The sequence below is a fragment of the Aliirhizobium sp. YIM B11859 genome (genome assembly GCF_057163345.1).
In genome coordinates, this window is sequence record NZ_JBXHAY010000002.1 from 1,166,389 (window position 1) to 1,179,973 (window position 13,585).

The following is a 13,585-nucleotide window of genomic DNA, read 5'->3' on the forward strand; positions in this document are numbered from 1 at the left end:
TTTTTTGTTCTCTATAACCGCAAACCCTGCGAAATTTCCCCCCCGATACGTGTCACGCCGGCCAGGCTGCCTGAAGGCTGCGCGTCCGTGCCACCCAGGCGGCACCTTCCCTGGCATGATGAAAGCCGTTGGCCAGCGGTGCTGCAAGATAGATTGCCTGCAGGTTCACCACCGCTTCATCCGCGTCGATCTTTTCGTCGAGCACGGCGCGATGCAGCCTTGCCACCGCAACCATGTCGCAATCCTGCGGTGACAGGCGGAACGAGCCGATACCTGCCGCAACGAGATGATCGATTTCGCCGATCAGCGACTGGCAGGCATGCGAGACGGTCTGCACGCCGTTCAAAGCCAGAAATGACTGGCGATCCAGCGTGCGGACGGGCAAGCCATCGGGATCCTCACCACAGACGAACTGGCAATTGTCCTTGATCCGGCCCTTCGAACGGGCATGGGCACAACGCGCCGAAATCGCCAGCGGCATGCGGCCGAAAGCAAAGACTTCGAAATCGATCTGCGGACATTCGGCGACAATCTGCTTGACCGAGGCAAACGGCAGTTCGGGCGGCAAACAGATACGCGTTGCGCCACGGCTTGCAAGCAACCTGGCGGTCGGCGCGTTATAGACGTTGACCAGCGGGCTTACCGTATGGGGCTTGCCCTTCAGAATTGCCAGCGCCGACAGGTCATTGGCTTCCAGAAGATGCTCGCTTACTTCCGCCATCTCGCGGATCTGCTTGGCTTCCCGATTGAGCGTCACCAGCGCCAACGTTGAAAAGACCACCGTCTTGCCGGCTTTTTCCAGCCGCTCGACAACGTCGGCCAGATGCGGTTCAATGAAGTGCTGGCGCTTGGAACAAACCGTTTCGCCGATGACCACCCGATCCACCGGTGCCTCGTCGGCGATGCGGAAATGGAAGTCACGCCATTTTTCCGGGTTCCAGAGATAATAGACCGGACCGAGCGTCAGGCTGTTTTTCTTGTTCTGCATAACCGGTCTCATCTCCAGCGTTTCTCGTAGGCGCCGGACGTCGTTTTCTGCCCTTCGCTCATGCTGCGCAGTCGCGCGAGAATCGGCGCACGCCGCTCCGGCGGGCTGTTGAGCGCAGCCTTCATGGTCGACACGACTTCCGCCACATAGGCCTTGCCGCGCTGCCGACCCTCGATCTTCAGGGCTCTGACGCCGGCTGCCTTCAACGCTTCCAGCTCTCCCATCACATCGAGCGAAACCGGATCCTCGAAGGCGTATGCCTTGCTGTCGGCGATATCGAAACGCCCCTTGCACAGTGTCGGATAACCGGCCGCCTCGCCGGCCGGAAAACGGTTGATGGTGAAATCGCCAAGTTCTGAAACGAGGTCGGCGCCATCCTTGCGATAACGCACATGGCTCGGCGGCGAGCAGACGCCATTCATGTTGGGCGACTTGCCGGTGGCATAGGAGGAGAGCGAACAGCGGCCTTCGGCCATGACACAGAGGCCGCCGAACACGAAGACCTCCATCTCGCAGCGAATGGCCTTGCCGATCCTTGCAATGTCGGCGATCGTCAGCGTGCGCGGCAGAACGACACGCTGGGCGTTGAAGGCATCGACGAGAAAATTGATCGCATCCGGATTGGAGGCGGAGGCCTGAACCGAGACATGCAGGCGTTGCTGCGGATAGTGTTCGGCGACATGTGCCATCAGCCCGAAATCGGCAAGGATCAGCGCATCGGCACCGAGCAACACAGCATCGGCGACGCCCCTGTACCAGATCTCTTCGGCACCCGCCCGCATGAAGGTGTTGATCGCCACGAAGGTCTGGGTACCCTTCCTCTTGGCATAAACGATCGCTTCCTTCAGCTCCTCGCGGGAAAAATTGAGACCGGGGAAATTGCGGGCATTGGTCTCGTCGCGAAAACCGCAATAAACGGCATCGGCACCGGCATCGACCGCCTCGTGAAAGGCGGCCGGCGTGCCTGCGGGGCAGATCAGTTCCATGAGGCGCGCTCCCTGCCGGAAAGATTATCCTCCTTCAGCGCCCGGTCGCGAATTTCTCCTATGACCCGGCCGGCGATCGGCGCAAAGGGGCCGGCCAGCCGCGCCAGATCGTCCCGCAGATCGATATTGCTGGCATCGAGCGCGTTGCGCATGGCAAGCATCGCCTCCATGTCGCCGGTCACCGAAAGATCGCGAGAGAAAAACAGCGCATCGGCATCGCAGCGTCCTTCCATCAGCGCCAGCAGCATAAAAAGCGGCGCCTCGGTTATGGCGTCGGCCTGCACATCGACCGGCTTGCGGAAAACGGAAATCTGCTGCTCCGCCGGCACAACAACAAAGGCGAGCGGGAGATCGGTCGGAAGGAAGGCAAAGCGCTTGGCCCGGTGTTCGTCGAGACGTTCGAACAGGCCCGGATGGGCCTTGGCAATGCGGGTAAACATGACCCGGCAGATCCGCTCGATCAGGGCGACCGGGATCATGGCAAGGGGTGCTGTCAGAATGGGGTGTATCTGCATGGGGCGGACCTGAGGTCTCCAAATCTATAGTCGGAGGAAAGTAAGGCGGCACCCGGCCCGACGAGTTGAGCTATGACAAGGACTTGGCGAAAATCTCTCGGCACAGAGAGGCATGGCCCATGTTTCTGCATCCGATCCAGCTCCCACTCATGTCACTCCGTCCTCCACCGGCCGCGTTCCCGGCCGATACGACGACCTGCAGCATTTTGCCCTTGAGCTTGAACGGCGCGGCCTGCTGAAGCGGATTTCCCGGCCGGTCAGCCTCGTCCACGAGGTCACAGAGATCCATCGGCGCGTGCTGCAGGCCGGTGGCCCGGCCCTCTGGTTCGAGAAGCCGGTGGATGCCGAGGGCAATGCCGTTTCCATCCCGCTCCTCGCCAATCTGTTCGGCACGCGCGAACGGATCGAGCTCGGTTTCGGGCTTGCGCCCGGCAGGATCGGAGACCTCGCCGCATTGCTTGGAGACCTGCGCGAGCCGAAACCGCCGGCATCGCTCAAGGAAGCGGTCGGCAAGTTCCCGATGCTGCGTTCAGCGCTGTCGCTCGGCGTGCGCCGCCAGACCAGCTGGGCACGAAGTCAGGAGCAGCTTCTGATCGGCGACGAGATCGATCTTGGAAAGCTGCCGATCCAGTGGTGCTGGCCGGGCGAACCCGCGCCGCTCGTCACCTGGCCGCTCGTCGTCACCCGCGGACTCGATGATGAAAACGACGTCAATCTCGGTGTCTACCGGATGCAGAAACTCGGCCGCGACCAGTTGATCATGCGCTGGCTGGCGCATCGCGGCGGCGCCGGGCACCATCGGCAATGGCAAAGGGAAGGCCGCGACATGCCGGTCGCAATCGCGATCGGCAGCGACCCGCAGACGATCCTCTCGGCCGTCATGCCACTGCCGGAGGGGATGAGCGAACTTTCCTTCGCCGGCGTGCTGCGCCGCCGCCGCAGCCGGGTCGTCAAGGCCAAAACCCAGCCGCTCTACGTTCCTGCCAATGCCGAGATCATTATCGAAGGCACGGTCTCAGCCAGCGAGATCGCCGATGAAGGGCCTTATGGCGACCATACCGGCTATTACAATGCCGTCGATCGGTTCCCGGTGATGCAGGTGACCGCGATCACCATGCGCAAGAAGCCGGTTTACCTGTCGACCTATACCGGCCGTCCGCCGGACGAACCTTCGGTGATGGGCGAGGCGATGAACGAGCTTTTCATTCCTCTGGTGAAGAAGCAGTTTCCGGAGATCGTCGACCTGTGGCTGCCGCCGGAAGCCTGTTCCTACCGCGCAATCGTGGTGTCGATCGACAAACGATATCCCGGCCAGGCACGGCGGATAATGATGGGACTTTGGTCGATGCTGCCGCAATTCAGCTATACGAAGCTGATCATTGCGGTCGACCCGGATGTGAATATTCGCCAATGGCCTGACGTGATCTGGGCACTGTCGACCCGTTTTGATGCCTCGCGCGACATGGTGGTGCTCGACAACACGCCGATCGACTATCTCGATTTCGCCTCGCCGAAACACGGGCTCGGCGGCAAACTGGGGCTCGACGCCACCAACAAGATCGGGCCCGAGACCGACCGCGAATGGGGCCGGGTGCTCGCCATGACACCGGAGGTCGAGAGCCGCGTCTCAGCCATGTGGGACGATCTGGGGCTCGACCGGATCGGAGAAAAACCGTGAAGCGCGTCGTGCTCGGCGTCTCCGGTGCCTCGGGCGCGGCGATTGCCTTGCGGATCGGTCAGTTGCTCACCGGTCTGCCGGATGTCGAGCTGCATCTCGTCGTCTCGAATGCGGCTGCCCGTACCTTCGCACACGAAGTCTGCAGCGACGGCCTCGCGCAACTGTCGGAACTCGCCCATCGCCATTATCCGGTCGACGATATCGGTGCCAGGATCGCCAGCGGCTCGTTTCGCACCGCCGGGATGATCGTCGCACCCTGCTCGATGCGCTCACTCTCAGCGATCGCCACGGGTCTTTCCGACAATCTGCTGACCCGCGCTGCCGATGTGCATCTGAAGGAGCGCCGCCGGTTAATCCTGATTGCGCGCGAGACGCCACTGCATCTCGGCCATTTGCGCAACATGGTGGCGGTCACCGAACTGGGTGCAACGATCATGCCGCCAATGCCCGCCTTTTATCGACGCCCGACAAGCATAGCCGACATTGTGGATCACATAGCCGCCCGTGCGATCGACCAGCTCGATCTGGGACAACGTCCGCTTGCCGCCGAATGGGACGGCGATGCCTGAGGCTAATTTGCCGTCGAGGGCGTCTTCCCGCAGCGGCCGGACAACGGACTATTTCCGGCTGGCCTTTCTGCTGGCAGCGCTGACGGCGATCCGCGCGATCGGCTTCAACGGCGGCGATTATTCGGCTCACGCCAATGAGTTGATCTTCGGTTTCATGCTGGTGCAGCTGTTCGGTTTTATGCTGAAAGCGCTGCCGCGCTGGGTCGGCCGGCCAATCCTTGCGCCGCAATGGATCCGCCTGATCCTGATGACACAGGCGCTGGCGTTTCTCACCGGCTTCGTCGATCCGGTCACTGGCGCGCAATTGCGATCGGTCGTGGGTCTGGTTGCCATTGCCGCCCTATCGTTGACGGCCATCCGCGCCCGCGCCTCGCGCACCTATCCGCTGCTGGCGCTTGCCGGCGCCCATGCCGGCACCGGCGTGATCGCCGCGCTTGATCTGTGGACGGGTGCAAGGATGCTCGGCTTCTGCCTGATCCTTGCGATCTGCTTTGAGGTCGGCAACCGGATTTTTCCGATGGTCATCGATGCCGGGCGCACTCGCGAGGGCGGGCCGTCGCGGCCGTTTCCGCCCGCCTGGCTTTCGGTCACCCAGCGCGTGACCAGCCTTTTAACCCTGCTGCTCTTTGCCTTCGATCTACCCTATGCCGCCCCGGCGACACTGGCAGGCCTCAGCGGGTTTGCCTGGATGGTATGGATCGCGCCGTGGCAGGCATTTCATCTTAGCGGCGTGCGCTTCATGACATTTGCGATAGCCGCCAAACGTGCCGGATTTTTGCTTCTGGCACTCCAGGCGCTGCCGGGAAGCACGCTGCCGCTGGCGGTGCCGATTCACGTTCTGGCGATCGGTGGGCTTGCCTCGCTGGCTGTCGCGATCGCCACCTCGATCATACGCAAGCGCAACGGCCAGTCCTTCCAGCACTCGAGCCTCGGTTCGGCGACCTATCTCCTGCTTGCTGCAGCGCTTGCCCTGCGCATTGGCTATGCACTTTATCCCGGCTGCGATCCGGACCTGCTGGTGGCCACCCGGATCGCCTGGTTGCTCGGTTTTTCAGGGTATGCCCTGCTCGTAATGACAAGATCGAGCACCCGTTGCGCCGACTGACGTTGTTGAGACAAGACAAAAATAGGGCTTGAGCCCGGCAGCCGGGCGCGCAACAAATGGGGTGTTGAGGAGGAGATCAACACCATGCCGGTTCCGTTCGTGCAGCAGATGGCCAAGCTTCCCGATCAATTCGATTGGCTGAAACCCCGCTGGCTGAAAAGTCGGGCCGGCCGTCAAAGGGCGCGGGATGCCTTGCTGCATAATTCCCGCAAGCCGAGGATGACGCCGGAGGAGGCCCGCCGCGATCACGTCCTGATGCTGCGATTTCTCGGGCTTAACGCGCTGTTCGGAGTGTCGATCGGTGCAATCGTCGGCATCGCCCTGATCGCGCTCGATATCGGCGGGCTCGGCCGGTTGCTGTTAAGAGCATCCAATCCGATTGTTCCGTTTCTTCTGATGATCGTCCCCTTCGCCTCACTGTTTGGCGCGGCGGCAGCGGCATCCGCCATCCTGACGCTTCCCTATGACCGCAAATATCGCGACGAAGACACGTCCGAAGGCGAGCACTGATCCCATGTTCAAAAAGATCCTCATCGCCAATCGCGGCGAAATCGCCTGTCGTGTGATCAAGACGGCCAAAAAAATGGGCATTGCAACCGTCGCGGTCTATTCCGATGCCGACGCCAATGCGCTGCATGTTTCAATGGCGGACGAAGCCGTTCATATCGGTGCCGCACCGTCCGGCCAGTCCTATCTCGCCATCGACAGGATCCTCGACGCCATCCGCCGGACCGGCGCCGATGCCGTCCATCCCGGCTACGGTTTTCTGTCGGAAAATGCCGCCTTTGCCGCCGCGCTGGAGAAGGAAGGCATCGCCTTCATCGGTCCGCCGGTCAAGGCAATCGAAGCGATGGGCGACAAGATCACTTCGAAAAAGATCGCGGCCGATGCCGGCGTTTCCACCGTGCCGGGCCATATGGACCTGATCGGGGATGCCGAGGAGGCGGTCAGGATCTCTGCGTCGATCGGTTACCCGGTGATGATCAAGGCGTCTGCCGGCGGCGGTGGCAAGGGCATGCGGATCGCCTGGAACGAGACGGAAGCCCGCGAAGGGTTCCAGTCCTCCCGCAACGAGGCGAAAAGCGCGTTCGGCGACGACCGCATCTTCATCGAAAAATTCGTCACCCAGCCCCGCCATATCGAGATCCAGATCCTCGGCGACCAACACGGAACCACGCTTTATCTCGGCGAACGCGAATGCTCGATCCAGCGGCGGAACCAGAAGGTCATCGAAGAGGCACCCTCGCCTTTCCTCGACGAACAAACCCGCAAGGCGATGGGCGAACAGGCCGTGGCGCTTGCCAAAGCAGTCGGCTATTTTTCCGCCGGCACGGTGGAATTCATTGTCGACGGCGATCGGAATTTCTATTTCCTCGAGATGAACACCCGGCTGCAGGTGGAACATCCGGTTACCGAACTGGTCACCGGCATCGATCTCGTCGAGCAGATGATCCGCATCGCGGCCGGCGAGAAATTGACATTCGCACAGAAGGACGTCGCGCTGACGGGCTGGGCGATCGAAAGCCGGCTATATGCCGAGGATCCCTACCGCAATTTCCTGCCCTCGATCGGACGGCTGTCACGCTACCGCCCGCCTGTCGAGGGCCTGCAGGATACTGGTGCGATCATCCGCAACGACACCGGCGTTTTCGAAGGCGGCGAGATTTCGATGCATTACGATCCGATGATCGCCAAGCTCTGCACATGGGCCGAGGATCGCGCGGCGGCAATCGAGGCGATGGGCGAGGCGCTGGATGCATTCGAAGTGGAAGGCATCGGCCACAACCTGCCATTCCTCTCTGCGGTTATGGGCCAGAAACGGTTCCGGTCCGGTCAATTGACCACCGCCTATATCGCCGAGGAGTTTCCGGATGGTTTTGGCGGCGTCCTTCCCGAAACCGAAGATGCGCAAAAACTCGCGGCGATTGCCGTGCTGATCCATCAGGCCCTTGAAGAACGCGCCGGCTGGATTTCCGGCACGCTGGCCAGGCGCCGCCGCGTGGTGGCCAAGGATTGGGTTGTCACTCTTTCGACAGGTGGGCAGACCTCGTTCCACGCAGCGGTTACGCTCGATATGGCCGCGGACGGGGCTTTCCTGCGTTTCGACGGCGCCGGCCCCGTTGCGGTTGCAACCGGCTGGCTGCCGGGACAGAGCCTGGCGGATTTCCATATCGGCGGCGACAGCATGATGGTGAAGGTCGATCGCGCCGGATCGGCAATCCGGCTGCGCTGGCGCGGCATGGACGTGACGGCGCGCGTGCGCTCGCCGCGGATCGCCGAACTCGCCAGGCTGATGCCGGTCAAGCTGCCGCCGGATACGTCGAAAATGCTGCTCTGCCCGATGCCCGGCGTGATAAGCTCGATCGCGGTGCAGGAAGGCGAGACGGTAGAAGCCGGCCAGACGCTTGCCACCGTCGAGGCGATGAAAATGGAAAACGTGCTGAAGGCCGAACGTCAGGGCCTCGTCAAGCGCGTTGCCGTCGCCGCGGGCCAGAGCCTTGCGGTGGACGAACTCATCCTCGAATTCGAATAAGGCGATCGATCTGGGTCATAGCCCGCAAATCATGTTATCGGTCACCGATTGCTGATTTGGACCTTTATGGAAACTTCGCTCTACCTCCCCGTCAAACAATTCCTCGAAGCGTCCGGCTACCTGGTCAAGGGCGAGATCGGCGGCTGCGATGTGCTCGGCCTGAGCGACGGCGACCCGACCGTGGTCGTCATCTGCGAACTGAAGCTCTCCTTCAACCTGGAACTGATCCTGCAGGCGGTTGATCGTGCCTGCGCTGCCGACGACGTGTGGATTGCCGCGCGTGTCTCCGCCACGGGCCGGGGACGCGAAAGCGACAAACGTTACCGCGATCTCTGCCGGCGGCTCGGCATCGGCATGCTGGGTATCTCCGATGCGGGGGAGGTCAGCATCCTCGTCAGTTCGGTCTCGCCCATGCCGCGAACCAACCCGAAGCGGCGCACGAAACTGGTCAGGGAGCACCGCAAACGCCAGGGCGACCCAGCGCTTGGCGGCTCCACCAAGGTGCCGATCATGACCGCCTATCGCCAGCAGGCACTTGCCTGCGCGGCAGCACTTGTCGACGGGCCGCTCCGGCCACGCGACCTGAAGGCGATCACGCCCAAGGCCGGACAGATGCTGCGCGACAATTATTACGGCTGGTTCGAAAGGATCGACAAGGGCGTTTATGGATTGAGCGAGGGCGGGGTGCAGGCGGTTGCACAATATCGTGCAGGTACCGATTGCGGCGCTTCAGATGGAGCATGACACGATTTGGTGGCGCTAATATCCGAGCCGTTTCAGCATATGGTTCTGGTGGTCCTGACTGCCGAAGAAGACGGCAAGGACATGTACGGATTTGGTTGCTTCATCGACGCGAAAGTAAAATATCGCCCTGTTTTTCGTGACATGCCGCAAACCGACCCGGATAGTCTCGATCTTCGTGCCCTGATGGGGAGCATAAGCCAGGCTGTTCATATCGGATCGGATCAATTCGATCCGCCGTATTGCACGTGCAAAAGCTTCGTCTACAGGCTCCCCGAATGAAATATAGGGCTGGAAAAGATGCTCGACGATGAGATCGAGATCTCGTTTGACTGCCGCGGAACGGAGGATCCTATAGGCCAAGCTTGGCCTTTTTCTCTTCCATCATAGCATCGAGCTGCCGATCGCTTTCTTCCATCGTCAGAAACTCGCCATCCATGCGATCGTTCAAAAGCGACTTGAGCGCATCCAGATCGGTATCTTCCAGTTCCGTTTCCTCGCGGAGAAGTTCCAGGCCGCGCTGCACGACTGCGCTGAGGCTTGTATAACGTCCCTCCTCCACCAGCTTGCGGGCAAAGGCATCCTGCTGATCGGATATCGAAACGGACGCGTTCACGGACATCGGCATCTCCCTGTCTGCAGGCAAAATACTACCGAGTGGCGCCGGAATCAATTTTTCAGAAAATTCTTCATCTCCGTTCGTCCCCGCCCCGCAAATCCATGCCTACAATCCTGCCGTTCCGTCGCGGATACACCGGGAGTCGTTCCGGCGAGGCGGGACCGGCGCCGGTGGGGGAGAAAGGACGTAAGTCTCTCTCATCGGGGTTCGCAGAAAATGGTCTCCCTCCGGCGACACGGGGGAAGTGGATAAAGGTTTCGGACCGGCCTTTCCGCTTCTGATGCCCGATCGGCGCGCCGGGCGTGCCTGTGCGGCACACAGGGTGGCCTGATGGATGGTTTCGCCGGGCTTTCGTAGCCCGCTCGCGACAGCGAGAAGCCCGGCGGCGGCAAAACGGAATGTTGGCGGTAAGTCGTTCCGCCCGTGATCCGCAGCGCCAGACGAACACCATCTGGAAAGGCTGAGGCAGAGGGACCGGAGTTGCGGATAAAAACTGCCGAACGGGGCGCTGAGAGGTGTCACCTATAAACTAACTTTAAGAGGCAGCTTTCAGCGCCCCGTCCGAGTTCTATATTCACCACCATGGCGCTGAAAGGCGTGCGTGAACGAAACCCCATGTTCAGGAGGATAACGGTGTCGGACAACAGCTCGAAGGCCACAAAACAAGCAACCACCCGGCCAGCAACCATTGGGAAAGCCAGCCGGAAGGATTGGGAAACGCTTGCGGAAAAGGAACTGAAGGCCTCGCCCGAAACACTGACCTGGCACACGGCCGAGGGTATCGATATCAAGCCGCTCTATACGGCGGAAGACCTGGACGGCATTTCCCATCTCGATACGATGCCGGGGATCAAACCCTTCGTGCGCGGGCCGCGGGCCACCATGTATGCCGGACGGCCCTGGACGATCCGCCAATATGCGGGATTTTCCACCGCGCAGGAATCCAACGCCTTCTATCGCCGCAATCTTGCTGCCGGGCAGAAGGGGCTTTCGGTCGCCTTCGACCTTGCCACCCATCGCGGTTATGACAGCGACCATCCGCGCGTCGAGGGCGATGTCGGCAAGGCGGGTGTTGCGATCGACAGTGTCGAGGACATGAAGATCCTGTTCGACGGCATTCCGCTGAAAGACATGTCGGTGTCGATGACGATGAACGGCGCGGTGATCCCGATCCTCGCCTCCTTCATCGTTGCCGGTGAGGAGCAGGGGTGTTCACGGGCCGAGCTTTCCGGAACGATCCAAAACGACATCCTCAAGGAATTCATGGTCCGCAACACCTATATCTATCCGCCCGAACCCTCGATGCGGATCGTTGCCGACATCATCGAATATACGGCGAAAGAGATGCCGCGCTTCAACTCGATCTCGATCTCAGGCTATCACATGCAGGAGGCGGGCGCGACTTTGGTGCAGGAACTGGCCTTCACACTGGCCGACGGGCGCGAATATGTGCGGGCGGCACTCGCCAAGGGTCTGAATGTCGATGATTTCGCCGGGCGGCTGTCGTTCTTTTTCGCCATCGGCATGAATTTTTTCATGGAAGCGGCAAAGCTGCGTGCCGCGCGTCTCCTGTGGTCGCGGATCATGGAGGAGTTTGAGCCGAAAAAGCCCGGTTCGCTGATGCTGCGCACCCATTGCCAGACATCCGGCGTGTCGCTCGCCGAGCAGGATCCGTATAACAATGTCATCCGCACGGCTTACGAGGCGCTGTCGGCGGTGCTTGGCGGCACGCAATCGCTGCATACCAATGCGCTGGATGAGGCGATGGCACTGCCGACGGATTTTTCCGCCCGCATCGCCCGCAATACCCAGCTCATCCTGCAACACGAGACCGGCGTGACCAAGGTCGTCGATCCGCTGGCCGGCTCCTATTATGTCGAGAGCCTGACCAACGAGTTGGCGGAGAAGGCCTGGGCGCTGATCGAGGAGGTCGAAAGCCTCGGCGGCATGACCAAGGCGGTGGGTGACGGTCTTCCAAAGCGGCTCATCGAGGAGGCCGCAACGCTGCGCCAGGCCAAGGTCGACCGCAGCGAGGACGTCATCGTCGGCGTCAACAGGTTCCGGCTGGAAAACGAGGACGATATCGACATCCTCGCGATCGACAACACGGCGGTTCGCAACGGCCAGATCAAGCGGCTGGAAGAGGTGCGCCGGAGCCGTGATCCGAAACGGGTCGAGCAAATGCTGGCTGCATTGAGCGATGTGGCAAGGAGCGGAAACGGCAACCTGCTGGAAGCCGCAGTCGAGGCGGCACGTGCGCGCGCAACGGTCGGCGAGATCTCCGACGCCATGCGGAAATCCTTCGGCGACCACTCCGCCGTGCCGGAAGTGGTGGGCGACATCTATGGCCCCGCCTATGAGGGCGATCCGGAATACTCGACGATCGTAAGCCGGCTATCCGACTACGGAGAATCCTCCGGCCGCGGAAAACCGAAAATCCTGGTCGCCAAGCTCGGCCAGGATGGCCATGACCGCGGTGCCAAGGTGATTGCGTCAGCCTTCGGCGATATCGGTTTCGAGGTTCTGGCCGGCCCGCTGTTCCAGACCCCGAATGAGGTCGCCGATCTGGCGGTGAGGGAAAAGGTGCAGGTGGTTGGCATGTCATCGCTTGCCGCCGGCCACCGGACGCTGGCGCCGCAGCTGGTCGAGGCCCTGAAGGCGAAGGGCGCGGAAAACGTCATCGTGGTTGTCGGCGGTGTCATTCCGCGGCAAGATTACGATTATCTGCTCGAGCATGGGGTTGCGGCGGTTTTCGGGCCCGGCACCAATGTTCTCGACGCCGCAAACTCGATCATCGACCTTCTGGAAGGCAAACGGAGAAATGCCGTCGCCTGACAGGTCACACGGCAGGGAAACTCCTGCGGAAAACCAGCTGCGGCGTGATCCGCTCCCAGGCGCGCGGTTCGTCCGGGTTCTGCAGCCGTCGGTCGATCAGCATCACGGCGCGGGCAGCGATAACCGTCGGGTCCTGGCGGAAAGTCGTCAGCCCGTAGCTCATCCAAGCCGCTTCCGGCACGTCGTCGAAACCGATCACCGCGACATCGCCCGGAACAGTGAGGCCGAATTCCTGGCGGATCACGTCCATTGCTCCAAAGGCGAGAAGATCGTTGGCGCAGAAGATCGCGTCGGGTCGCTCTCCGTCGGCAAACAGCGTGCGGGCGGCGCTGACGCCGCCATCGTAATCGGAATCGCGACCCTGTGCGGTCCGCGCCTCGAAGCCCTGCGCACGGGCGGCGGCAACAAAGGCTTCTTCCCGCTCGGCGATGCTCGGTGTTGCCGAATGCGAACCGATAACCGCCATGCGACAGCGACCGGCGGCGATGAAGGCGGTGGCCGCCTGTTCGGACGCTTCGGCGTTGCCGGCGAGAACATGGTCTGCATCCGGTTCGGAGCGGCCGATGACGACGAGCGGTTGCCCGTTGCGCTGGGCGAGTTCGAAAAAGCTTGCAGGGGGCGAGCCGGAGAGAATGACGGTCGCCTCGGCGCGGTGGCCGATCAGCATTTTTTGCGCAGCGAGCAACTCTTCCTCGGTCTCGCCGGTATTGATCAGAACCGGGATAGAGCCACGGCGGATCAGGGCCTTGGTGAGAGCCGCCGTCAGATGGGCGCGAAAGCCGATTTCCGGCTTGGTGGCGACGACGCCGACAAGCCGGCTCTGGTTGGCAAGTACGCCGCGGGCGAGATCGTTGACGTGATAACCGAGTTCCTCGGCCGCTTTCATGACCTTTTCACGCGTCGCCGGAGAGACGCTTGCACCCGCGGTAAAGGTGCGGGAGACGGCCGAGCGGGAAACGCCTGCAAGTTGGGCGACCTGTTCGGCGCTGACGAAGCGCATTCTCTTTTCGTCCCTC

At 61.6% G+C, this 13,585-nt stretch carries 13 protein-coding genes; 8 read left to right on the plus strand and 5 right to left on the minus strand.

The window, feature by feature from the left end; translation table 11 throughout:
• Positions 1–52 precede the first annotated feature (52 nt).
• From ubiV to ubiT, 3 genes are read right to left on the minus strand one after another with little or no spacing between them, the layout of a single operon-like run.
• Positions 53–988, minus strand: a complete 936-nt coding sequence (ubiV, locus tag AC2GXZ_RS11875) for a ubiquinone anaerobic biosynthesis protein UbiV (RefSeq protein ID WP_483759337.1) — start codon at positions 986–988, stop codon at positions 53–55.
• A gap of 8 nt (positions 989–996) precedes the next feature.
• Positions 997–1,974: a ubiquinone anaerobic biosynthesis protein UbiU gene (gene ubiU / locus AC2GXZ_RS11880; RefSeq protein WP_483759338.1), complete on the minus strand. Its 978-nt coding sequence runs from the start codon at positions 1,972–1,974 to the stop codon at positions 997–999.
• Positions 1,965–2,489, minus strand: coding sequence for a ubiquinone anaerobic biosynthesis accessory factor UbiT (gene ubiT, locus AC2GXZ_RS11885; protein WP_483759339.1), 525 nt, complete (start codon positions 2,487–2,489; stop codon positions 1,965–1,967). The genes ubiU and ubiT overlap by 10 nt, the downstream gene beginning before the upstream one ends.
• A gap of 112 nt (positions 2,490–2,601) precedes the next feature.
• On the opposite strand from ubiT, the gene AC2GXZ_RS11890 reads away from it, so the two are divergent.
• The 7 genes from AC2GXZ_RS11890 (at position 2,602) to AC2GXZ_RS11920 (ending at position 9,397) form a co-directional block, all read left to right on the plus strand.
• Complete coding sequence (locus AC2GXZ_RS11890) at positions 2,602–4,167, plus strand: UbiD family decarboxylase (protein WP_483759340.1); 1,566 nt, start codon at positions 2,602–2,604, stop codon at positions 4,165–4,167.
• On the plus strand, positions 4,164–4,736 hold the full coding sequence (locus tag AC2GXZ_RS11895; protein ID WP_483759341.1) for a UbiX family flavin prenyltransferase: 573 nt from the start codon (positions 4,164–4,166) through the stop codon (positions 4,734–4,736). Before AC2GXZ_RS11890 ends, AC2GXZ_RS11895 begins: the two co-directional genes overlap by 4 nt.
• Positions 4,729–5,841, plus strand: a complete 1,113-nt coding sequence (locus AC2GXZ_RS11900; protein WP_483759342.1) for an NnrS family protein — start codon at positions 4,729–4,731, stop codon at positions 5,839–5,841. Before AC2GXZ_RS11895 ends, AC2GXZ_RS11900 begins: the two co-directional genes overlap by 8 nt.
• Before the next feature lie 84 nt (positions 5,842–5,925).
• A complete protein-coding gene (locus AC2GXZ_RS11905) occupies positions 5,926–6,351 on the plus strand; it encodes a hypothetical protein (protein WP_483759343.1) in 426 nt (141 codons plus the stop codon).
• A gap of 4 nt (positions 6,352–6,355) precedes the next feature.
• Positions 6,356–8,374 carry an acetyl-CoA carboxylase biotin carboxylase subunit gene (locus tag AC2GXZ_RS11910; protein ID WP_483759344.1) on the plus strand — a complete coding sequence of 673 codons (2,019 nt, stop codon included), beginning with the start codon at positions 6,356–6,358 and terminating at the stop codon, positions 8,372–8,374.
• Positions 8,375–8,440: 66 nt separating this feature from the next.
• Positions 8,441–9,118, plus strand: coding sequence for a DUF2161 domain-containing phosphodiesterase (locus tag AC2GXZ_RS11915; protein ID WP_483759345.1), 678 nt, complete (start codon positions 8,441–8,443; stop codon positions 9,116–9,118).
• Positions 9,119–9,157: 39 nt separating this feature from the next.
• Positions 9,158–9,397: a hypothetical protein gene (locus AC2GXZ_RS11920; protein ID WP_483759346.1), complete on the plus strand. Its 240-nt coding sequence runs from the start codon at positions 9,158–9,160 to the stop codon at positions 9,395–9,397.
• A gap of 70 nt (positions 9,398–9,467) precedes the next feature.
• Here the strand turns inward: AC2GXZ_RS11920 and AC2GXZ_RS11925 are convergent, their stop codons facing one another.
• Complete coding sequence (locus AC2GXZ_RS11925; RefSeq protein ID WP_483759347.1) at positions 9,468–9,737, minus strand: ribbon-helix-helix domain-containing protein; 270 nt, start codon at positions 9,735–9,737, stop codon at positions 9,468–9,470.
• A 684-nt stretch (positions 9,738–10,421) separates the two neighbouring features.
• Here AC2GXZ_RS11925 and scpA point away from each other — a divergent pair.
• The gene (gene scpA / locus AC2GXZ_RS11930) at positions 10,422–12,569 is read left to right on the plus strand and encodes a methylmalonyl-CoA mutase (RefSeq protein WP_483759424.1); all 2,148 of its coding nucleotides are present in this window, start codon (positions 10,422–10,424) and stop codon (positions 12,567–12,569) included.
• Positions 12,570–12,573: 4 nt separating this feature from the next.
• On the opposite strand, the gene AC2GXZ_RS11935 is transcribed toward scpA, so the two are convergent.
• Entirely contained in the window at positions 12,574–13,569 is a 996-nt protein-coding gene (locus AC2GXZ_RS11935) for a LacI family DNA-binding transcriptional regulator (protein ID WP_483759348.1), read from the minus strand.
• Positions 13,570–13,585: the final 16 nt, after the last annotated feature.